This window comes from Bacillus sp. FSL K6-0073 (genome assembly GCF_038006085.1).
Taxonomy (GTDB): Bacteria; Bacillota; Bacilli; order Bacillales; family Bacillaceae_G; genus Bacillus_A; species Bacillus_A cereus.
In genome coordinates, this window is sequence record NZ_JBBOUN010000001.1 from 4,264,266 (window position 1) to 4,284,781 (window position 20,516).

The window sequence follows — 20,516 nt, forward strand, 5'->3', positions numbered from 1 at the left end:
TTTTAATTCCGGAATTTCCTAGTTGACTTATAAGTTTTATTGCCTTATATCCTATATAACAGATTGGAATTAGGGGGAATCAACATGAATACACTGCTTGTCGGAATTAACGTTGCAGTCATGCTCATTTTAGTTGGCGTATTATATTATATGCAACGTAAGCATGTATCTTTTAATAAACGTGTATTTACTGCTTTAGGAGTCGGAATTATATTCGGTCTTATATTACAATTTATTTATGAACCAACTTCTAAAGTAATTATTGAATCAAATACTTGGTTTGGCTTAATCGGTAACGGTTATGTGAAATTACTTCAAATGATCGTTATGCCACTTATTTTAGTATCTATTATTTCAGCCTTTACAAAATTACAGTTAACGAAAAACCTTGGTAAAATCAGTGGTCTTATTATCGGAATTTTAATTCTTACTACAGGAATCGCTGCAGCTGTCGGTATCGCTGCAAGTGCAGGATTTGATGTATCTGCAACAGGCTTGCAACAAGGTGATGCAGAATCTGCTCGTCTGAAACTAGTTGAAGAAAGATTTACTTCTATTGAAAAGACAACAATTCCAGATAAATTATTAGAGCTATTACCTACAAATCCGTTTCTTGATTTAACAGGCGCTCGTCCAACATCAACAATTTCTGTCGTAATATTTGCAGCCTTTATCGGCATTGCCTTTATAGGTGTAAAACGAAAATATCCAGAACAAGCAGAACTATTTAAGAAAATGCTTGATGCTGTATATGCAATCGTAATGCGTATGGTAACATTAATTTTACGCCTTACTCCATACGGCGTATTAGCTCTTATGGCAAAAACAGTTGCTGGTAGCGATATAAATGCTATTTTAAAACTTGGTAACTTCGTGTTAGCCTCTTACGTAGCACTTATCGTAATGTTTATCATTCACTTATTATTAATTGCATTGTCTGGTTTAAATCCAATTCAATATTTGAAAAAAGTGTTCCCTGTACTAACTTTTGCATTCACATCTCGCTCTAGTGCTGGTGCGATGCCATTAAATATTGAAGCTCAAAAAGAAAAGCTTGGTATTTCCGAAGGAATTGCAAACTTCGCAGCTTCATTTGGGGTATCTATCGGACAAAACGGTTGCGCAGGTATTTATCCAGCAATGCTTGCAATGATGGTCGCTCCAACTGTAGGAATTGATCCATTACAACCACAATTTATTTTAACTTTAATCGCTGTTATCGCTATTAGCTCATTCGGTGTTGCCGGAGTTGGTGGCGGCGCAACATTCGCAGCTTTAATCGTACTATCTACAATGAACTTACCAATCGGTATTGTTGCTCTAGTTATCTCGGTTGAGCCATTAATCGATATGGGGCGTACAGCTCTTAACGTAAGTGGTTCTATGACAGCAGGTCTTATTTCAAGTAAATGGCTTGGTGAATTAGATCAAGATACGTACAATCAAGATGATACAAAAACTGGTGAAATTGCTTCATAATGAAAAAAAGACGCTAACATACAATTGTTAGCGTCTTTTTTATTCCGTTCCCTCTTTATAGATTTTATCTTGAGAATTCTTACTCCAAGTATTCTTCTAGTTGCTCTTTTAACTCCTCCTCAATCTCATAACAAGATTCATCAACAAGTTCCCCTACTTTCTTACTCCCAAAAATGTTTGAATGAATTGACATTCCTAAAAAGATTCTTTCGCATTTCCAAATTGGAATATAGTGAAATTCAATCATCTCTTTTTCTTCATCTAATATAGCTATGGCAACTGATGAATAATAACCCACCTCATGATATGATCCCCTTATAGTAGACAGAAAAAAGAAAGCACATTAATCTGTTTACTATGGAGGGGATTTTTCTATGGGTAAAATTCGAGTAACTTATGATATGGAATTCAAGAAGAAAGCAGTAGATTTATATATAAAAGAAGGAATGGGCTATAAAACTGTTGCCAAGGAATTAGGAATTGATCACTCGGTCGTAAGGCGTTGGGTGAAACACTTTGAAGCCGAAGGAATCAAAGGGCTAGAAGAAAAACGTGGTAAAGCGAAAGGATCCGGTTTAGGCAGACCAAGAACGAAGCCAGAAGATCCAGAAGCAAAGATAAAACGATTAGAAGCGGAAAATGAAATGCTAAAAAAGCTCTTAAAGATGTAAAAGGAGGAATGGAAGCTGTATCCAAAACGAAAAAATTTGAAGTTATCCATGAGATGATAAACACAGGGCACACGGTTACCATGTTATGCGAGATTGCTGGTGTAACCAGAGGTGGATATTACAAATGGGTAAAGCGGTATTCAGCACCTTCTGAAAAACAATTGGAGGATGCTGAAATCAAGAAAAAGATTGTAACGTGCTATAAAAAACTGAAAGGAATTTATGGCTACAGAAGAATACAAGTTTGGTTGAAAATCACCTATAATCTTCATATTAATCATAAACGAGTACAGAGACTTATGAAGGAATTAGGTATCAGATCCGTTATTAGGAGAAAACGTCCTTATTACGGAAAGAAAGAAGCCTATGTGATTTCAGATAACCATCTAAACAGAGATTTTCAAGCTTCCAAACCGAATGAGAAATGGGTAACAGACATTACTTACTTAATTTTCAATGGACAGAGACTATATTTATCCGCGATTAAAGATCTATACAATCATGAAATTGTCGCCTATGAAATCAGCCGTAGAAACGACTTGAAGCTTGTGTTAGATACCCTGAAAAAGGCAAGAAAAAAACGAAATGTAAAAGGAATTCTTTTACACAGTGATCAAGGGTTTCAATATACATCTCGACAATATAACCAATTACTAAAAAAATATCAAATGAAGGCAAGCATGTCACGAAAGGGAAATTGTTGGGACAATGCTTGTATAGAAAACTTCTTTAGTCATTTCAAGTCAGAGTGTTTCCATTTATACTCTTTCCGTAAGGCTGATGAGGTGAAAGTTGCCGTGCGCAAATATATGTACTTTTATAATTATCAAAGATTTCAAAAGAAATTAAATAACCTGAGTCCATATAAATATAGAACTCAGGTTGCTTAATTGTGCTTTTTAAAGACTGTCTACTTGACAGGGGTCACTTCATCAAAGGGATTCTCTTTTTCTCTTGCAAATCCCATATCTAATTCCATGTGTTTTTCTATGTATAAATGCGCATACTCTTTATGCAGTTTAAGTGATATTCGCTCTATTTCCTTCTCCATACATTGAATGTTCTCTTTTAACTCCAACGTAAACTCCTGTTCTTTATATTTCATTTTCGCCTCCTGAAACATAGAAAAAGAGAATATGATAACATATCCTCTTTCCTCAAATATATTTCATTATCTCACAGCCCGTCCTTTTCACAAATAACCATTTTGTTCGCACCATTTATGAAATTGTCCTACGTCTACTCCAACTAACACGATATCCTTTAGCTCTACATCAATGATTTGTTCTCCAATTACAATAGCAAACTGCGATGCTAATTTTGTCTCGTTTTTCTTTACAATTCCAATTCGGTTCCGATGCGGTCCATCTTTTATATATGCTTTTTGTCCTACAATATCAAAGTTCAAAATTCTCACCTCTTTTACTGCGCTCAAATTGGAAATACGATCTCCACCTCGGAAAATTTCCTTTCATTGCACTATTTCTCTATATATATGACGAAACAATAAAAGAGTCCTTCCTTCTTTACAATTATTTTTTCTTTGTTTCATTTTTGTGATTGAAACGTAAAGTTTATAATAAAATACACTTGGAAGCGCTTTCTATGTAATTTTTTATGTTATAATATATAAGTAGAACTTCGTAAAGAGGGTTAAAAAATGAATACAAAAATGATTAAAAAAGTAATTGAAGCATTAAAAGTATATGGCTTTCAGGATGTATCATTCTGTGACAAAACGAAGCAATTTTTATTTCATAACGAAACCGATATTATGAGCGGCTATGCAGAAATAACATATAGTAGTCAATTTGAAAAATTCAACGTACAAATTCATCCAATTGAAACGCATCACCAAGCAGAGTTACAAGAGATTGAAAGACATATACAAGCTTGTATAAGAAAAGTGGAATATTTAAACGCACTTCTTACCGGGCAGACAAAACTAGATGATAAAATTATTATTATGTAAAAAAAGAACGTGATCCAATCACGTTCTTTTTTCATTATACGTTCATCTTTTCCTTTAGTTGTAATCCTGTAACAGATTCTAATACATCCATCGATTCTCCAAATGTCATATCAAAAATTGTCTTGTCCTCTATGTATGGAAACTGTCTGAAACGCTTTTCTAACACCTTCACAGCATCTGATGTAAAGTTTGCACTATCAATGCCAAATTCTGTTTCAAGAAGAACGATCCAATCTAGCACATGAAAACCTAATCCATTGACGAATGAAATAAGTTTTTCTTCTGGATTTGAAGATAAGAATACTTGGCGTTCCATCTCACTAAAAAGTTCTTCTCCTAAGATTTCAGCTAACTCATCATCATGTTCACGTTCAACAAGTTCTTCGTAGCCGTAATCATCCACAAGCTCTTCTACTTCTTCACTATCCTGACAAAGCAATTGACTAAGAAGTGCCTCTTTCTTAAATTCACTATTTTGTACGACTTCTAAAAAGCTCGTTTCCCATCCATTTTCTAATTTCATATTATGTACTCCTTTATATACGTTTCTTATCATCACTGTACCCAAAAGATCACTTTTATAACCTTTTAGGTAGTTACTATTATTTCACATGATTCATAACATAAGATGCAAACTCAGCTACATCTCCTTCAAAAATATTTATTTCTGGCAAGTGATAGAACGTTGTTTGGAGCGGGTTTCCTGCATGATATACATATATCGTTTTCTCTAGTGCAATCGCCATTCCAAACTCTGTATGGCTCCCGTTTCCACCATCTAATATAAGTAAAAATACATCCGCTTCTTTTACAGCATTTCGTTCTGCCTGACCAATTTCTCTTAATCGTTCTTCATTCGCTGCTCTTTCGTTTTTGGTCCAATCATATGTATGGTGCCATCCTGCATGTTTCAGTTCATTTGCTACGGAATGTACAAGATGTTTATTTTGGAAACCTGAGGCGATATAAAAATTCATTTATATACACTCCTTCATTATGTATGGGGAAACTCCTTTTTAGCGTTATTTGTTATAGCTATAATAAAGAACAACTTCAAAAAAAATCCCCATCTTTAAAACTTATTTGCGTTTAAATGATGGGATGCTTCATGGTCTTCTTTTATTTTTTGTTTTTTATAACTTTCATCAGCTAACATTTCTAGTTCAGCTGTTATCTCTGACTTTTCAAGCTCTCTTTCTTGCGAAAATTTCCTTGAAATATAAACAATAACACTACCAACGTACAACACAAAGCATATAATAAGTGCAGTATTTTCATAGAGACTTAGCTCCAACACAGTCACTCCTAATCCATTCGTATTTTCACGCCTCATTAATTGGAATTTCCCTATTAACCCATTTGTTATCCCGCTATTTGAGGGCAGTAAGACTCCCTCCTCAAAATTCAGTAACAGTAAAAAAGTTAGATGTGGGATGAACCCAACTGATTAAAGTTTCACTTTATTGTAACATAAAAATATCAATTCTTGGAATCTTTCACCCTACTAAAAGAGGCATGATTGTTTCATCATGCCTCTGAAATATTTTGAATGATTGTTTTAATTGCTTCTTTTCCATTATATTTTTTTAGTGCTGTTTTATACTTTTCATTATTTTGATTCAATTCTTCGACATACTTTATAAGAGATTTTACAGTTACATCTTCTTCATATAATACGGAGGCATACCCTTGCCTTTCAAAGGACTCTGCATTTAATATTTGATCTCCACGGCTTGCAAATTTCGATAATGGAATTAAAACCATCGGCTTTTGTAATGTTAAAAATTCAAAAATTGCGTTGGAGCCCGCGCGTGAAATAACAAAATCTGTTACCGCTAATATGTCTGGCAGTTCTCCATGTACATATTCAAATTGTCTATATCCTTCTTTATTTTGTAAACTTTCGTCAAGGTTACCTTTTCCGCAAAGGTGAACAATTTGATATTTTTTAAGAAGTTCTGGTAATGCTTCTCGAGCCGTATCGTTAATTTTTTTCGCGCCCAAGCTGCCTCCCATAATCGTAATAACTGGCTTTTTACGTGAAAAACCTAAAAACGCTAAACCTTTTTCACGATTTCCCTTCAGCACTTCTTCACGTACAGGAGATCCCGTATATATTACTTTTTCTTTCGGTAAATGTTTCGCTGCTTCTTCAAACGTAACAAATATTTTCGAAGCAAAACGAAGCGCAATTTTATTTGCTAGTCCTGGTGTCATATCAGATTCATGTAATAAAACTGGTACTCTATTTAGCCATCCTCCAATTACGACTGGTACAGATACGAAACCGCCTTTTGAAAAAATCACATCTGGTTTTAGTTTTCGAATCCTTACATACGCATCCATAACACCCTTCATTACAAGAAAAGGATCTTTTATATTTTTCAAATCAAAATAACGACGTAGCTTTCCACTCGAAATACTATAGTAGGGAATGCCTTCCTTTTCTATAATCGTTTTCTCAATACCTTGATGAGAACCAATATAAGAGATATCCCAGTTGTCTTCCTGTAAATATGGGATAATGGCTAAATTAGGTGTTACATGTCCTGCCGAACCGCCACCTGTAAAGACTATTTTCTTCATACGTCTCCCCCTTCTAGACTATAATACACTAAAATATCTTGCCTCAGGGTGAGAAAATACCATAGCCGTTACGGACGCTTCTGGCTCCATCATGAATCCTTCTGTTAATGAAATACCTATTTCCTCTGGATGAATTAAGCGAAATAGCTTTTCTTGATCTGCAAGTTCTGGACACGCCGGATAACCAAATGACACTCTTATTCCTCTATATTTCGTACGGAAACGTTCTTCCATCGTCAGTTCCGGTGAGTCCGGAATGCCCCAGCGGTCACGAATGAGCATATGTGTTTTTTCAGCAAGTCCTTCCGCTAATTCAAGCGCTAACGATTGAATGGCATGACTACGTAGGTAATCACCTTTCGCCTTCCACTCTTCTGCAATGTCCCGAACTCCTTCCCCAACCGTAACAGATAAGAAAGCAACATAGTCCATCTCATCTCCTATTGGGCGCAAATAATCACCTAAAGTACGATAGGGAGCCTTTCCTTGTCTAGGGAATGTGAAACGCTCTATAACACGCGTATGATCTTCTGGATCATATATTACAATGTTTTGTCCGTCGCTTTGCGCTGGGAAAAATTGATACACTGCTTTCGGCTTTAACCAAGATTGTCCTTCCTGCAATAATTCATCTATTAAATCATTTAATTCATGTGCTCTCTTATCTCCCTCTTTCAAAAGCTTCTTCACATTTCCTTTTAATCCAAGGTGATGCCCAAGTAGCATTTGTCTATTTAAAAATGGAGCGAGATGAAGGGCCGGAATATCGCGTAATACAATTCGTTTTGTTGAATCAGGCACGATAACTTCAGCCTTCGGTAATGGCTCAATTACTGCTGGAATTTCTACTTTCTTCTCCTCTTTTTTTACGATATGAAGATGACGTTCTTTTTTATCCTGTTTCATCTTCTCACGCTCTTCTTCTTTTTGAAGCTTATTAATAATATCGAGCCCCGTCATCGCATCACTCGCATAACAAACGAGCCCTTTATATGATGGTGAAATCCGATTATCTGTAAACTTTCTCGTTAACGCTGCACCACCTACAACAATGGGAACATCAATATTTGCTGCTTTTAAATCTTCAGCAGTCGTTACCATTTGTTGCGCTGATTTTACTAATAAACCTGAAAGGCCTATAATATCCGGCTTCTTTTCTTGTACTTCTTGAACAATTCGATCCGAACGTACATTAATTCCTAAATTAATAATCTCATATCCGTTATTTGCTAAAATAATTTCAACGAGATTTTTCCCAATATCATGCACGTCACCTTTTACAGTTGCTAATAATACTTTCCCTTTTTTCGCACTATCACTAGATTCCATATGTGGCTCTAAATAGCTTACAGCAGCTTTCATACTTTCAGCACTTTGCAATACTTCAGCAACAATAAGTTCATTATTATTAAATAGTCGTCCTACCTCATCCATCCCTGTCATAAGCGGACCGTTAATAATATCAAGAGGTTTTCTTCCTTCTTCAAGTGCAAGACTTAAATCCTCGTGTAATCCTTGTTTCGTACCTTCTACAATATAATTTGCTAGTCTTTCATCAAGCGTTAACGTTTCTTGCACAACGATATCTTTCTTTTTAGCAACTCGGTAAAAGTTTGTAAATTCTTCTAACGTCTCTTTCGTCGTTTCAAACAGTAATGCATCTGCAAGGCGTTTTTCTTCCTCTGGAATCGACGCATAGCGTTCTAATTTTTCCGTATTCACAATCGCGTAATCTAACCCTGCTTTCGTAGCATGATATAAAAAGACTGAATTTAATACCTCACGTCCAGCCGGTGGTAAACCAAATGATATGTTACTTACCCCTAAAATCGTTAAACACTCTGGTAACGCTTCTTTAATAAGGCGAATTCCTTCTATAGTCGCTGCTGCTGAACCAATATATTCTTCATCACCTGTCCCTACCGGAAACACAAGTGCATCAAAAATAATATCTGACGGGCGTATCCCATACTTCTTTGTAAGTAATTCATAGCTTCTTTTCGCAATTTCTATCTTTCGCTCCGCACTAACCGCCATACCGTCTTCATCAATTGTTCCTACAACTATAGCAGCACCATACTTCTGAAGAAGCGGTGTCACTTTTTTAAATCGTTCTTCTCCATCTTCTAAATTAATTGAATTAATAACAGCTTTTCCTTGAATATAAGTAAGAGCTCGCTCCATCACATTTTCATCTGTTGAATCAATCATAATCGGTACTTTTAAAACTTTCGTAACTTCTGCTAAGAAGTTTTCCATATCTTCTATTTCATCGCGATCAGGATCTGCCATACAAATATCAATAATATGAGCATTTTTCTTCACTTGCGCTCTTGCCACTTCAGCAGCCTCTTCAAATTTCCCTTCTGCTACTAATCGTTTAAATTTACGTGACCCAATAACATTCGTTCTTTCACCTACAAATAACGGTCTCATAGACTCATCATATTGCAGTGCTTCTAATCCACTAATTCCATGTCCTTCTCTCTCATGATGGTCACGAGGCTTAAGAGATGCTAGCGCGGATTTCATTGCTTTTATATGTTCTGGTGTCGTGCCACAACAACCACCAATAATATTAACCCATCCTTCTTCAGCAAATCGCTTCACCTTTTCAGCAAGAGAAGATGGAGATTCATGGTAATGTCCATCTTCATCAGGAAGACCTGCATTTGGATAACAAGAAATGTAACACTCCGATAAATCAGATAGTGAACGAATATGGTCCCTCATAAACTCCGGACCAGTCGCACAGTTTAACCCAACAGATAATGGTTTCATATGTTCTACTGATAAATAAAAAGCTTCAATTGTTTGCCCAGCCAGAGTCGTTCCCATTGGCTCAATCGTACCTGAAATCATAATAGGAACCGTTTTTTTTAGTTCTTCAAAAGCGACTTGAATTCCAATATAAGCTGCTTTCACGTTACGCATATCTTGACTCGTCTCAACGAGTAATACATCAACTTCTCCTTTTAATAATCCTCGTGCCTGCCTTGTATAAGCCTCAATCAATTCTTCAAAAGTCACACCACCAGTAACACTAATTGCTTTCGTTGTTGGTCCCATCGCTCCCGCAACATATACTTCCTTCCCGCTTTCTTTAACAGCTTGCTTCGCCAAAAGTGCTGCCTTTTCATTTAGTTCTTCATCTAAATGAGACAGCTCATAATCACTTAGTACAATATTCGTTGCCCCAAATGTATTTGTTTCAATAATATCCGCTCCAGCTTCAATATAAGCTTTATGAATCTTTAAAATAACGTCTGGTCTTGTTTCCACTAAATATTCATTACAGCCCTCGTACTCCTCTCCTCCGAAATCTTCAGCAGTTAAATCCTCTTGCTGAATCATTGTCCCCATTGCACCATCTAATATTAAAATGCTATTTTTCAATTTTTCTTCTATACACTTCATCAATTAATACCTTCTTTCACTTCTTGCTTTTCTCTTACATATTTAACAAGATGTTCTGTAATTTCATACTTTAAAAATGGTGTAATAAGATAAATACCATTAAAATATTTCATCGCCGCATCGATCAATTCTTGTGAAATGCGAATCCCTTCCTCAATTGCTGCCTCTTTCGTTTCATGTCCATCCATTCTCTCTCTTATTTCTTCAGGAAGAGTAATACCCGGCACCTCAAAATGAAGAAAATCTGCATTCCGCTTACTTACTAACGGCATAATTCCAATAAAAATAGGTTGTTCCAAATGCTTTGTCGCTTCATACACTTCTTCAATTAACTTGATATCGTAAATTGGCTGAGTTAAAAAATACTCCGCTCCAGCATCTATTTTTCGTTCCATTCGCTTAACCGCTGCTTTTAAGTGCCTCACGTGAGGATTAAATGCGCCGCCTACAGAAAACCTTGTCGCCGGTCCAATTGATTTCCCTAAAATTGAACGTCCATCGTTCATTTCTTTAATCATTTTAATAAGCTCAATAGAGGATAAATCATATACAGAAGTGGCACCGGGAAAATCACCAACGCGCGCTGGATCACCAGTTAAAGCTAACACTTCTTCCATCCCTAACGCCGATAAACCTAACAAATGAGATTGTAGTCCAATGACGTTATGATCTCTACACGTTAAATGCGTCAATACTGGGATATCATGCTTCGTTAATAACGCACCCATCGCCATATTAGAGACACGAGGCGATGCTAATGAATTATCTGCTAGAGTAATAGCATCTGCTCCCGCTCTTTTTAACGCTCTTGCTCCTTCAAAAAAACGCTGTGTATCTAACGTTTTCGGTGGATCTAATTCCACTACAACTGTCGTTTGTTTTTTTGCTTTCTCTGCTAGAGTGACGTGAGCCTTCGAACGTTTCTCATGCGTATGAACGACTTTTGGCCTTTGAATCGTTTCTTTTTCTATTACAGGGGTAATATTCGCAACAGCGCGCTTCATACTTTGAATATGTTCTGGAGTCGTACCACAACAGCCACCCAATAACCGAATACCTTGCTCAATAAATTTCGGTGTCATCGCTTCAAAATAAGCTGGGCTTCCCTCATATACGTAACGTCCCTCTACATAATTCGGGAGACCTGCATTTGGGTATGCTGATAAATAGCCATTTTGCGGAATCGATATCATTTTGAAAGCTTCCGTCATATGAAGCGGCCCCAGTTGACAATTCAATCCAACAACATTTGCACCGTAATCTATAAACTGCTTTAATATTTCATTGACATCATTTCCATTTTGAGTCGTACCTGCTTCATGTAACGCTAATTGCGCAACAATCGGAATATTCGTTTGCTTACGCAACACTTTAACAGCATGAAGCAATTCAAATTCATCATAAAAAGTTTCTAATAGTAATCCATCAACCTGTTCTTCTAGTAAAGCCCCCGCCTGTTCAAGTAACATAAACTCCCTTTCCATATCAGTCGTTGTAACAGCTCCGATATGTTTCATACCACCAATTGTTCCTAAAATTGCATTTTTATCTGTCACAGATGCTTTCGCCAATTTCACTGCCGCTCTATTAATTTTTGTAACTTGATTTTCTAAACCATACATACGTAATTTCGCCTCATTTGCTCCATACGTATTCGTTTGAATTACATCTGCTCCAGCAGCTACATATTGTTTATGAATGGATATAATTAGATCTGGATCAGATACGTTCAATTCTTCAAAGCTACTTTGCAAACCATGTGAATGCAATAACGTTCCAACTGCACCATCACCTATTACAATTCCTTTTGATAATAAATCTAGTAATTTCACGAATCTCCCTCATTTCTATCAATATAAAAACCCCCTCTTCACTTTGAAGAGGGGGACATAATTGTTCCTCCTCTTATTATGCAAAACATTCGTTTTGCAGGTATTAGCACCGTTTCAAACATTTCGTTTGAAGGTTGCCGGGTTTCACAGGGCCTTTCCCTCCACCGCTCTCAATAAGAGTTGTCTTTATTATTTTATTTATGTAGCTAAAAGGAAATGCGTTCCCCTTTTAACAATGTTTGTTAATTTTTTAATAAATTTAGCATGCACAAAAGTAAAAGTCAATGACACTTGCGGAAAAATAAAAATTATTTAAAATAAAGTTGCAATTCAATTATCTTTTATTGTAAAGTTAAAAACATAATAAAAATTTCATACGAACATTCTTATCTAGAGAGGTAGAGGGACTGGCCCTGTGACGCCTCAGCAACCATTAACATTTTGTTAATAAGGTGCTAATTCCAGCAAATTGTGAAAGATTTGACAGATGAGAAGAAGACTCTATTCAAACCGAAAGCCTTCTTCTTAGAAGGCTTTTTTTATTTTATATTCACTTAATGTTTCAATTTAAAAAGGAGGAATTTTCACATGTCAACAATCGAAACCAAACTAGCACAAATCGGAAATCGTAGTGAAACTACAACTGGAACGGTTAATCCACCAGTTTATTTCTCAACCGCTTATCGTCACGAAGGAATTGGTAAATCTACTGGCTTTGACTATTCACGAACTGGCAATCCAACTCGCGGTCTTTTAGAACAGGCGATTGCAGACTTAGAATATGGCGAACAAGGTTATGCCTGTAGTTCAGGGATGGCGGCTGTTCTCCTCGTCCTTTCTCTATTCCGCTCTGGAGACGAACTTATTGTATCTGAAGATTTATACGGGGGAACGTATCGATTATTTTCTGAGCATGAAAAAAAGTGGAATGTTCGATGTAGATACGTAAATACACAGTCTATTAAACAAATTGAGCAAGCTATCACAACTGAAACGAAGGCTATTTTCATAGAAACTCCAACTAATCCATTAATGCAAGTTACTGATATTGCTGCTGTCGCAACTGTAGCGAAAAGGCACGGACTACTTCTTATTGTAGACAACACATTCTACACACCTTATATACAGCAACCATTAACAGAAGGTGCTGACATTGTACTTCATAGCGCAACGAAATATTTAGGGGGACATAACGATGTACTAAGCGGGCTTGTCGTTGCAAAAGGAAAGGAACTTTGCGAGGAAATCGCTCATTATCATAATGCATCAGGTGCAGTTTTAAGCCCATTTGACTCATGGTTATTAATTCGCGGTATGAAAACGTTAGCGCTTCGCATGAGACAACATGAAGAAAATGCGAAAGCAGTTGTTGCGTATTTAAGCGATGAAGACGGGGTAACAGATGTATTTTATCCAGGAAGAGGCGGCATGATTTCATTCCGCCTTAAAGATGAAGCTTGGATTAATCCATTCTTACAATCTTTATCCTTAATTACATTTGCCGAAAGTCTTGGTGGTGTAGAAAGTTTAATGACTTATCCAGCAACGCAAACACATGCTGATATTCCTGAAGAAATTAGAACAGCAAACGGCGTATGCAATCGTCTTCTTCGATTCTCAGTTGGCATTGAAAATAGTAACGATTTAATTCAAGACTTAAAGCAAGCCATTAAACTCGTAAAAGAAGGTGTAAGAATATGAGCTATTCTATAGATACACTCTTACTACACAACCAATATAAACATGACTCGCAAACAGGCGCTGTGAACGTTCCTATTTATAACACATCAACTTTTCACCAGTTTGATGTAGATACGTTCGGAAAATATGACTATAGCAGGTCAGGAAATCCAACTCGTGAAGCTCTTGAAGATATCATTGCTTTATTAGAAGGCGGAACAAAAGGATTCGCCTTTGCATCAGGCATTGCAGCGATTTCCACTGCATTCCTCCTTCTTTCACAAGGTGATCACGTACTCATTTCAGAAGATGTGTACGGAGGCACTTACCGAGTGATAACTGAGGTACTCTCCCGTTACGGTGTTTCACATACATTTGTTGATATGACCAATTTAGAAGAAATAAAACAAAACATGAAACCAAATACAAAGCTCTTTTATGTAGAAACACCTTCTAATCCACTTTTAAAAGTGACAGATATTCGCGAGGTTTCTAAACTCGCAAAATCTATTGGCGCTCTTACTTTTGTTGATAATACATTTTTGACACCACTATTCCAAAAACCACTTGAACTTGGAGCTGATGTCGTTCTTCATAGTGCTACAAAATTTATTGCTGGTCATAGTGATGTTACTGCCGGATTAGCAGTAGTAAAGGATGCAGAACTCGCTCAAAAGCTTGGATTTTTACAAAATGCATTCGGTGCTATTTTAGGACCTCAAGATTGTTCTCTCGTACTTCGCGGTCTAAAAACATTGCATGTACGCCTCGAGCATTCAGCTAAAAATGCGAATAAAATTGCACATTATTTACAAGAGCATGCTAAAGTACAAAATGTCTATTATCCGGGATTACAAACACATCTCGGATTTGATATTCAACAATCTCAAGCAACATCAGCTGGAGCGGTCTTATCGTTTACTTTGCAGTCAGAAGATGCACTCCGCCAATTTTTATCAAAAGTAAGATTACCAGTTTTTGCAGTTAGTTTAGGAGCTGTAGAGTCAATTCTTTCTTATCCAGCAAAAATGTCACATGCAGCACTGTCGCAAGAAGCTCGTGATGAAAGAGGAATCTCTAATTCATTACTTCGGTTATCAGTCGGTCTTGAAAATGTTAACGATTTAATATCCGATTTTGAAAATGCCCTTTCTTATGTAGAAGAACCTGTAAATGCATAGAGAAAAAGAAGATATGAGATTAGGTTTTCATATCTTCTTTTTCTGCGTTTTAGTTATATTCATTTGAATTTCTTCTTTTCTTATAGTCCATAAAAAAATAAAAGTATATCATCTATTTCTAAATAATGGATTAATTGATATATTAAGAAATAAAAAGGGGTGAAAATAATGGATACTTGTTCAGATATTTTAATCGTTATCGATTTACAAAATGGCGTATGTTATAGCGAGGAGCATTTATTTGATTTACAGAACTTACTAACAAAAGTAAATAAAAGAATTTATTCATACAGAAAATTAAATAAACCAATCCTTTTTGTTCAACATTGTGATGATGATTTAGTACCCGAGAAAGAACTTTGGGCTATTCATACCGATCTAGATGTTCAAGAACAAGATTTTTTTGTAAGAAAAACACATGCAAATTCATTTTATAAAACAAACTTAAAAGAAATTTTAGATCGATTATCTGTAAATTGCATTGAATTTTGTGGCGCCCAAACAGAGTACTGTATGGATGCTACGATTAAGTTTGCCCACGGACTAGGATACGAAAACTTTATGGTACAGAAAACAACCTCTACGTTGAATAATCCTTTTATGTCCGCAAAAGAGACAATTGATTTTTATGAGAACATATGGAATCACAGATTTTTAACGTTGCTAAAAGATGAATTTTAGAATAAATGACTAATGAATTGATCATCCTAAGATTTATCAGCCGTAATCAAATATTTCATTATCACCATAAAGAAGCGAATTACATTCAGCTTCTTTTCTTTTAACCTGTTTTATATTCTATATATATCATTATAATTCCTTTGTCATATTATTTTAAAAATTTCGTATATTCATTTGAAAGAATAAGAAAATCATGATAAAATTGTGTTACAAATATATCTATATCTTTCAATTTTTAAAACGCATCGAAATTTTCACCCAAAAATGTCATTTTACAAAAACATGCTAATTTACCTATTTTATTTACATCAGGGTCTCTTTTCTTACAATTTCTTTACTTTAGGACTTTTTTTCTGCAACAACTATTTTCTTTTCTTTAAATTTTTGGTATGTATAGTATGGTATAATAGCTCACACGGAGGTGGAAAAGAACATGTTAGAAACCTTTCAAAAAGAATTAGAACTATATGAAAGTAATGCAGAATTATTAAAAGTGCTAGCTCATCCTGTTCGTTTATGTATCGTAAAAGGATTAATCGAGCGCGGTCCAAGCAACGTTTCTACAATGTATACTGGCTTAAACATGCCACAATCTACAATTTCACAGCATTTAGCAAAATTAAAAAGCGCTAAAATCGTTTCTAGTGAAAGAAAAGGATTAGAAATTTATTACAAAGTAGAGAATGAAACAATCATTCAACTCGTTCGCGTATTATTAGGTTAGGGACTAATAATCGAAGAAAAAGAACGTATTCTATATTTTTCATCTCATATCTTTAATATAAATATATATCATGAGAGGAAATATATAATACTACATAAGTCGTATTAAAAAACAAGACACAGTATATACTGTGTCTTGTTTTTTATATTGTTACATACCGATCCAAATGTAAATGTTGCATATCTTTTGTATGTATAACAACATCAAATGCACTCCCTACTCCTCCATTCAAAATCATAGAACGAACAGCTCGATTTTGTTTTTGCGTTTCAGAAAAAGGATTCGTATCTTGATGGCTCGTAAGCTGTTCTAATATCCCTGCAGCTAACAAGAACTCAGATTGTTTCTTATGCCATACTGCATTCATTCCTTGCATACTAAACATCTCCTTTAGCTCGTCCCAATGAATATGAGTAGTAAGATCCATTTCACCTGGATGCGCTAGTGGGTTACGTATTAGCTTATGCTGATAATACCCTCGCAAACTTCCTTCACGGTGTGCTGGATGCATCCATTCTTCTTTTGTGTATCCGTAATCAACTGTAATACATATACCTTTTTGAAACCATTTCGCAATTTCTTTTATATACTCCTCCATCACAATTGGTACTTCAAAACGTTGCCCTTCAGCAATATGAATATTATATTTCAATAAATAGCGACCAATTCTTTTATCTAACGGCCTACATACTTCTGAAAGGCTTCCTTCCTCTGTATATGTAATACGTACTTCATACAACATACCATTTCTTTTCTCAATTATTTCAACAGGAAATGCATCAAACAACTCATTCGAAAAAAGAATTCCCTCGAAAGAATCTCCCATTTCACTATAGGAGGTATAGTACGATACATTAGAAAATGAGCCAAGGTGCTCCTGCTGTAATTTTCTATGAAAGGGGCTCACTTCAATCATTGAATAGTTTAAATCAATAAAGGTTTTTGGAGATAATTGCTTCCATTCTTGTAAAACATCATAGGCAAACTTCCCTGTTCCTCCGCCAATTTCACAAATATTCGGAGCAACTTCACCATTTTCAACAAGACGAATAAAAAGTTTAGCAAAAGTTTTTGCAAACACAGAGGATACGTTGCTACTTGTAAAAAAATCCCCTTGTCTTCCAATCTTTTCACGTTCTTTCATATAATATCCATGACCTTCTGTATACAATACAAGGTTCATATACGTACTATATGAAATTGAATAATCCTTTTCTTTCCCCATCCATTCTCTTAAAATGAGCTCCATTCCCATAATGACTCCTTATTGTAAAAACGGATTATTTTCTTTTTCAAAGCCAATGCTTGTTTCTGGACCATGTCCACATAAAACCGCTGTTTCATCTGGTAATACAAATAATTTCTCTTCAATACTTCCAATTAATTCAGCGAAACTTCCACCAGGTAAATCTGTTCTTCCAATGCTCATTTGGAACAATACATCTCCTGAGAATACAGCATTCGCCTCTTTACTATAATAAGAAATACTTCCTGGAGAATGTCCTGGTGTCTCAAAAATTTCAAAATTAAATGATCCAATTGTTAATGTACCTTCTGCATCAATAATATGATCCGCTGGTTTTGCTGTAATACTGCGGTTCATCATAAAAATTTGAGAGCCGTTTACAGTTGCATCTCCTAACCAATCTGCTTCTTCTTTATGTACGTACACAGGAATATGAAAAGTGTCTCTTACCGCATCAACAGCACCGATATGATCAAAGTGAGCATGTGTTAATAAAACAGCTAATGGTTTTAATTGTTCTTCTTGTACATATGTAACGAGCTTTTCACCTTCATGACCAGGGTCAAAGATAATGCACTCTTTTTGATCGTTCATTAAAATATAAGCATTTGTTTGTAATGGGCCTAACGGCATTTGTATCCATTTCATATGAAAATCTCCTCCAGTTATTAAACTTACTTTTAATGATACAACATTTCTTTCTCTGAGGAAAAGAAAGGATGCTATCTCGACAATCATTTTTAAAACATGTACAATATAAAAGAGTAAATATTCCAAAAACTCATAATAAGAAATGGGTAGACAGAGGAGGATATTGTATGGGCCTTGTTATTATTTTTACACTTGTCACTCTGTTAGCTGTATTTGCTACGCTTAGAACACTTCGTGAAAAAAACTTTTTCGCGAGCGGCTTTGCAATTGCAACTGTACTCGTTTTCGGATGGTTTACGATCATGACTGTTCTATATAACGGGTATCCACCAGCAGCTTAATTCGTTTACACTTTATTCTTCATCGAGATTTCACACAAAAAAGAGGAAGGGTTCCCCCCTTCCTCTTTTCATATTTCACAACTTATATCATCTTCGCTTCGTATTTGTGCTTTTTTACAAGCCAAGCTCCTCCGATAACACCTGCATCATTACCAAGTGTTGCAATAGCTAACTTCGTGCTCTTTACAGCACGTGAGAAAGCATATTGCTCGAAATAGCGTTGAATTGGTTCTAATAGCGCATCTCCAGCTTTAGACACGCCTCCACCAATAACAATTTTCTCTGGGTTCAATGTACTAGAAAGGTTCGCTACAGCTAATCCTAAATAAGAAGCTACTTTTTCTACTACTTCACCTGCTAATTCATCACCTTGTCCAAGTGCTTCAAAGACATCTTTTGATGTAATACGTCCTTCTTCAGCTAACATAGAACGCAACATGCTCTCTTTATTAGTCTCTTGTATTTTTTGCATAGCAACACGTACAATACCTGTCGCAGATGCTACTGTTTCTAAGCAACCAGACTTTCCGCAATTACATGGGAAAGCATTTTCTGTAACGACTGTAATATGTCCAATCTCACCAGCAGCACCACTCACGCCGTGTACAATCTCACCATTGGCGATTACACCACCACCAACGCCCGTACCAAGTGTCATACAGATTAAATCTTTTGCACCTTCACCAGCACCTTTCCACATTTCACCAAGCGCTGCTAAGTTTGCATCATTATCAATAACAACAGGTAATCCTGTTTCTACTTCTAATAAATCTTTTAGCGGATAGTTTTTCCACCCTAAATTAACCGCTTCATAAATCATTCCAGACGCCACATGTACAGGACCAGGAGCTCCCATACCAATACCAATTAACTTGCTCTTCAATTCGCCTAATTCTTCTAGCTTTTTATCAATTGCTTTCGCAACATCAAGTGTAATATGTTTTCCTTGCTCACCTGTATTCGTAGGGATTTCCCACTTATGTAAAATTTCACCGTATACATTAATAAATGCTAATTTAATCGTTGTACCACCAAGGTCAACACCAACTAACCATTTCTCTTCCATGTTGCTTACCTACCTTTATCTAATTCTTATTTAGCTCTTTTTGAATTTCTTGCTTCAATAAAAATAAAGCTGTTTGATAGTCTTGTGGATCGATTAGCTGTGATTGATTTAATTCACGCAATTCATCTTGCATTAATTGTAAATCTGCAATTCGATCTCCCGTATAAATAATCGTACCAAATTTCTTTAGCAATTGCTGAATATCATAAATGGATACCATTTCATCACCCTCTATGCTCACTTACTATAAAAAATTATAATAAGAAAACGTTCACATATTTTATTATAATCAAGAAGAAAAAGTCTCGTCAATTTTTATTTGTCTATACAAGCTTATTTGTAAGCATTGTTCCTTTTTCTGTAATAATTTTTTCTATGTTTTTATCAAATGGCTCTACCGGAATGTGTTTTACCATTTGAAAATCATACGCTAATGATAGCGTTTTCCCTTTATAATGCACGAGATAACGATCATAATAGCCACCGCCGTACCCAATTCGCTCTCCTCGTTCTGTATAAGCTACGCCTGGGACAATTTGAAGATCAATTTCATCCATATTCACTTCTTCCGTAAGCCCGGGAATCGGTTCACGTAAATTCATATACACCGTTTCTAATTGATCAAAATTATTAATTTGCCGGAAAGACATCGTTCTTGTTCCTTTATTACACTTAGGAACTACAACTTTCTTTCCTTCTTCCCAAGCTTTTTCGATAATAGGATATGTATTCACTTCATTTTCCATTGAAAGAGTAATTCCAATTGTTTTAGCTTCAACCCACTCTTTTTGCGCATACAACGAAAATGCAATCTGTTCTGATAAAGTTGTATACTGTTCTTCTGATAAAGAATTCATGTGTTCTATTATTTGTTTACGCAAACGTACTTTCTCTGCTTTCACACACTCTCCCCCTTACAGTGACACTTTACTCTATGCTGATAGTGTATCACTTTTAACATAGGAATCGAATAAAAAAAGAAACAGTAG

General features: G+C 35.7%; 22 protein-coding genes, 1 pseudogene and 2 riboswitches. Of the genes and pseudogenes, 9 read left to right on the forward strand and 14 right to left on the reverse strand.

What is annotated here, in order from left to right; translation table 11 throughout:
* Nucleotides 1-84: 84 nt before the first annotated feature.
* A complete protein-coding gene (locus MHB52_RS22035) occupies nucleotides 85-1,479 on the forward strand; it encodes an L-cystine transporter (RefSeq protein WP_001094336.1) in 1,395 nt (464 codons plus the stop codon).
* Nucleotides 1,480-1,558: 79 nt separating this feature from the next.
* Here the strand turns inward: MHB52_RS22035 and MHB52_RS22040 are convergent.
* Nucleotides 1,559-1,780 (reverse strand): annotated as a pseudogene (locus tag MHB52_RS22040) (hypothetical protein); the annotation flags it as partial.
* 73 nt (nucleotides 1,781-1,853) lie between these two features.
* On the opposite strand from MHB52_RS22040, the gene MHB52_RS22045 reads away from it, so the two are divergent.
* Together MHB52_RS22045 and MHB52_RS22050 are read left to right on the forward strand one after the other, a co-directional pair.
* Entirely contained in the window at nucleotides 1,854-2,150 is a 297-nt protein-coding gene (locus MHB52_RS22045) for a transposase (protein WP_046955285.1), read from the forward strand.
* Between the two features lie 8 nt (nucleotides 2,151-2,158).
* Nucleotides 2,159-3,040 (forward strand): IS3 family transposase, encoded by an 882-nt coding sequence (locus tag MHB52_RS22050; protein WP_061663695.1) that lies wholly within the window; start codon nucleotides 2,159-2,161, stop codon nucleotides 3,038-3,040.
* A 20-nt stretch (nucleotides 3,041-3,060) separates the two neighbouring features.
* Here the strand turns inward: MHB52_RS22050 and MHB52_RS22055 are convergent, their stop codons facing one another.
* Nucleotides 3,061-3,255: a hypothetical protein gene (locus tag MHB52_RS22055; protein WP_061663036.1), complete on the reverse strand. Its 195-nt coding sequence runs from the start codon at nucleotides 3,253-3,255 to the stop codon at nucleotides 3,061-3,063.
* Nucleotides 3,256-3,342: 87 nt separating this feature from the next.
* The gene (locus tag MHB52_RS22060; protein WP_001008326.1) at nucleotides 3,343-3,558 is read right to left on the reverse strand and encodes a DUF3912 family protein; all 216 of its coding nucleotides are present in this window, start codon (nucleotides 3,556-3,558) and stop codon (nucleotides 3,343-3,345) included.
* Nucleotides 3,559-3,810: 252 nt separating this feature from the next.
* Here MHB52_RS22060 and MHB52_RS22065 point away from each other — a divergent pair, with 252 nt between their 5' ends.
* The gene (locus tag MHB52_RS22065; RefSeq protein ID WP_001093237.1) at nucleotides 3,811-4,122 is read left to right on the forward strand and encodes a hypothetical protein; all 312 of its coding nucleotides are present in this window, start codon (nucleotides 3,811-3,813) and stop codon (nucleotides 4,120-4,122) included.
* Between the two features lie 34 nt (nucleotides 4,123-4,156).
* Here the strand turns inward: MHB52_RS22065 and MHB52_RS22070 are convergent, their stop codons facing one another.
* From MHB52_RS22070 to MHB52_RS22095, 6 genes are all read right to left on the reverse strand, one after another.
* A complete protein-coding gene (locus MHB52_RS22070; protein WP_000764267.1) occupies nucleotides 4,157-4,645 on the reverse strand; it encodes a hypothetical protein in 489 nt (162 codons plus the stop codon).
* A 79-nt stretch (nucleotides 4,646-4,724) separates the two neighbouring features.
* Entirely contained in the window at nucleotides 4,725-5,099 is a 375-nt protein-coding gene (locus MHB52_RS22075) for a nucleoside 2-deoxyribosyltransferase (protein WP_016118628.1), read from the reverse strand.
* A gap of 95 nt (nucleotides 5,100-5,194) precedes the next feature.
* Nucleotides 5,195-5,455, reverse strand: coding sequence for a DUF3966 domain-containing protein (locus MHB52_RS22080; RefSeq protein WP_001250699.1), 261 nt, complete (start codon nucleotides 5,453-5,455; stop codon nucleotides 5,195-5,197).
* Nucleotides 5,456-5,649: 194 nt separating this feature from the next.
* Nucleotides 5,650-6,708, reverse strand: coding sequence for an undecaprenyldiphospho-muramoylpentapeptide beta-N-acetylglucosaminyltransferase (murG, locus tag MHB52_RS22085; protein ID WP_000724777.1), 1,059 nt, complete (start codon nucleotides 6,706-6,708; stop codon nucleotides 5,650-5,652).
* A gap of 18 nt (nucleotides 6,709-6,726) precedes the next feature.
* Nucleotides 6,727-10,125, reverse strand: a complete 3,399-nt coding sequence (gene metH, locus MHB52_RS22090; RefSeq protein WP_061663037.1) for a methionine synthase — start codon at nucleotides 10,123-10,125, stop codon at nucleotides 6,727-6,729.
* A complete protein-coding gene (locus MHB52_RS22095; protein WP_016118630.1) occupies nucleotides 10,125-11,957 on the reverse strand; it encodes a bifunctional homocysteine S-methyltransferase/methylenetetrahydrofolate reductase in 1,833 nt (610 codons plus the stop codon). The genes metH and MHB52_RS22095 overlap by 1 nt, the downstream gene beginning before the upstream one ends.
* Nucleotides 11,958-12,027: 70 nt before the next feature.
* A riboswitch (SAM riboswitch) is annotated at nucleotides 12,028-12,137 on the reverse strand.
* A gap of 203 nt (nucleotides 12,138-12,340) precedes the next feature.
* Nucleotides 12,341-12,451: riboswitch (SAM riboswitch) on the forward strand.
* A 94-nt stretch (nucleotides 12,452-12,545) separates the two neighbouring features.
* Here MHB52_RS22095 and metI point away from each other — a divergent pair.
* The 4 genes from metI to MHB52_RS22115 all read left to right on the forward strand — a co-directional run bounded on the left by metI (nucleotide 12,546) and on the right by MHB52_RS22115 (nucleotide 16,223).
* A complete protein-coding gene (gene metI / locus MHB52_RS22100; RefSeq protein ID WP_000103892.1) occupies nucleotides 12,546-13,658 on the forward strand; it encodes a cystathionine gamma-synthase/O-acetylhomoserine thiolyase in 1,113 nt (370 codons plus the stop codon).
* Nucleotides 13,655-14,818 (forward strand): cystathionine beta-lyase, encoded by a 1,164-nt coding sequence (metC, locus tag MHB52_RS22105; protein ID WP_044795895.1) that lies wholly within the window; start codon nucleotides 13,655-13,657, stop codon nucleotides 14,816-14,818. The genes metI and metC overlap by 4 nt, the downstream gene beginning before the upstream one ends.
* 168 nt (nucleotides 14,819-14,986) lie before the next feature.
* Complete coding sequence (locus MHB52_RS22110) at nucleotides 14,987-15,499, forward strand: cysteine hydrolase family protein (protein ID WP_000379179.1); 513 nt, start codon at nucleotides 14,987-14,989, stop codon at nucleotides 15,497-15,499.
* Nucleotides 15,500-15,932: 433 nt separating this feature from the next.
* Nucleotides 15,933-16,223 (forward strand): ArsR/SmtB family transcription factor, encoded by a 291-nt coding sequence (locus MHB52_RS22115; RefSeq protein WP_000894377.1) that lies wholly within the window; start codon nucleotides 15,933-15,935, stop codon nucleotides 16,221-16,223.
* 142 nt (nucleotides 16,224-16,365) lie between these two features.
* Here MHB52_RS22115 and MHB52_RS22120 read toward each other — a convergent pair whose 3' ends face one another.
* The gene (locus MHB52_RS22120; protein ID WP_000525141.1) at nucleotides 16,366-17,478 is read right to left on the reverse strand and encodes a class I SAM-dependent methyltransferase; all 1,113 of its coding nucleotides are present in this window, start codon (nucleotides 17,476-17,478) and stop codon (nucleotides 16,366-16,368) included.
* 9 nt (nucleotides 17,479-17,487) lie between these two features.
* The gene (locus tag MHB52_RS22125) at nucleotides 17,488-18,117 is read right to left on the reverse strand and encodes an MBL fold metallo-hydrolase (RefSeq protein WP_000871238.1); all 630 of its coding nucleotides are present in this window, start codon (nucleotides 18,115-18,117) and stop codon (nucleotides 17,488-17,490) included.
* Nucleotides 18,118-18,287: 170 nt separating this feature from the next.
* Between MHB52_RS22125 and MHB52_RS22130 the strand changes: the two genes are divergently transcribed.
* Nucleotides 18,288-18,461, forward strand: coding sequence for a DUF2759 domain-containing protein (locus MHB52_RS22130; RefSeq protein WP_000524852.1), 174 nt, complete (start codon nucleotides 18,288-18,290; stop codon nucleotides 18,459-18,461).
* A gap of 82 nt (nucleotides 18,462-18,543) precedes the next feature.
* Here MHB52_RS22130 and glcK read toward each other — a convergent pair whose 3' ends face one another.
* The 3 genes from glcK to MHB52_RS22145 all read right to left on the reverse strand — a co-directional run bounded on the left by glcK (nucleotide 18,544) and on the right by MHB52_RS22145 (nucleotide 20,429).
* A complete protein-coding gene (gene glcK / locus MHB52_RS22135; protein WP_000391701.1) occupies nucleotides 18,544-19,527 on the reverse strand; it encodes a glucokinase in 984 nt (327 codons plus the stop codon).
* Nucleotides 19,528-19,546: 19 nt separating this feature from the next.
* Entirely contained in the window at nucleotides 19,547-19,747 is a 201-nt protein-coding gene (locus MHB52_RS22140; RefSeq protein ID WP_000253699.1) for a YqgQ family protein, read from the reverse strand.
* Nucleotides 19,748-19,850: 103 nt separating this feature from the next.
* Nucleotides 19,851-20,429 carry a 5-formyltetrahydrofolate cyclo-ligase gene (locus MHB52_RS22145; RefSeq protein WP_000642752.1) on the reverse strand — a complete coding sequence of 193 codons (579 nt, stop codon included), beginning with the start codon at nucleotides 20,427-20,429 and terminating at the stop codon, nucleotides 19,851-19,853.
* Nucleotides 20,430-20,516: the final 87 nt, after the last annotated feature.

Excerpts from the sequence above, each read along its gene's own strand:
- MHB52_RS22035 (WP_001094336.1), top strand. The coding sequence starts at position 85 with ATGAATACACTGCTTGTCGGAATTAACGTTGCAGTCATGCTCATTTTA.
- MHB52_RS22045 (WP_046955285.1), top strand. The coding sequence starts at position 1,854 with ATGGGTAAAATTCGAGTAACTTATGATATGGAATTCAAGAAGAAAGCA.
- MHB52_RS22050 (WP_061663695.1), top strand. The coding sequence starts at position 2,159 with ATGGAAGCTGTATCCAAAACGAAAAAATTTGAAGTTATCCATGAGATG.
- MHB52_RS22055 (WP_061663036.1), bottom strand. The coding sequence starts at position 3,255 with ATGAAATATAAAGAACAGGAGTTTACGTTGGAGTTAAAAGAGAACATT.
- MHB52_RS22065 (WP_001093237.1), top strand. The coding sequence starts at position 3,811 with ATGAATACAAAAATGATTAAAAAAGTAATTGAAGCATTAAAAGTATAT.
- MHB52_RS22070 (WP_000764267.1), bottom strand. The coding sequence starts at position 4,645 with ATGAAATTAGAAAATGGATGGGAAACGAGCTTTTTAGAAGTCGTACAA.
- MHB52_RS22075 (WP_016118628.1), bottom strand. The coding sequence starts at position 5,099 with ATGAATTTTTATATCGCCTCAGGTTTCCAAAATAAACATCTTGTACAT.
- MHB52_RS22080 (WP_001250699.1), bottom strand. The coding sequence starts at position 5,455 with ATGAGGCGTGAAAATACGAATGGATTAGGAGTGACTGTGTTGGAGCTA.
- murG (WP_000724777.1), bottom strand. The coding sequence starts at position 6,708 with ATGAAGAAAATAGTCTTTACAGGTGGCGGTTCGGCAGGACATGTAACA.
- metH (WP_061663037.1), bottom strand. The coding sequence starts at position 10,125 with ATGAAGTGTATAGAAGAAAAATTGAAAAATAGCATTTTAATATTAGAT.
- metI (WP_000103892.1), top strand. The coding sequence starts at position 12,546 with ATGTCAACAATCGAAACCAAACTAGCACAAATCGGAAATCGTAGTGAA.
- metC (WP_044795895.1), top strand. The coding sequence starts at position 13,655 with ATGAGCTATTCTATAGATACACTCTTACTACACAACCAATATAAACAT.
- MHB52_RS22110 (WP_000379179.1), top strand. The coding sequence starts at position 14,987 with ATGGATACTTGTTCAGATATTTTAATCGTTATCGATTTACAAAATGGC.
- MHB52_RS22115 (WP_000894377.1), top strand. The coding sequence starts at position 15,933 with ATGTTAGAAACCTTTCAAAAAGAATTAGAACTATATGAAAGTAATGCA.
- MHB52_RS22120 (WP_000525141.1), bottom strand. The coding sequence starts at position 17,478 with ATGGGAATGGAGCTCATTTTAAGAGAATGGATGGGGAAAGAAAAGGAT.
- MHB52_RS22125 (WP_000871238.1), bottom strand. The coding sequence starts at position 18,117 with ATGAAATGGATACAAATGCCGTTAGGCCCATTACAAACAAATGCTTAT.
- MHB52_RS22130 (WP_000524852.1), top strand. The coding sequence starts at position 18,288 with ATGGGCCTTGTTATTATTTTTACACTTGTCACTCTGTTAGCTGTATTT.
- glcK (WP_000391701.1), bottom strand. The coding sequence starts at position 19,527 with ATGGAAGAGAAATGGTTAGTTGGTGTTGACCTTGGTGGTACAACGATT.
- MHB52_RS22140 (WP_000253699.1), bottom strand. The coding sequence starts at position 19,747 with ATGGTATCCATTTATGATATTCAGCAATTGCTAAAGAAATTTGGTACG.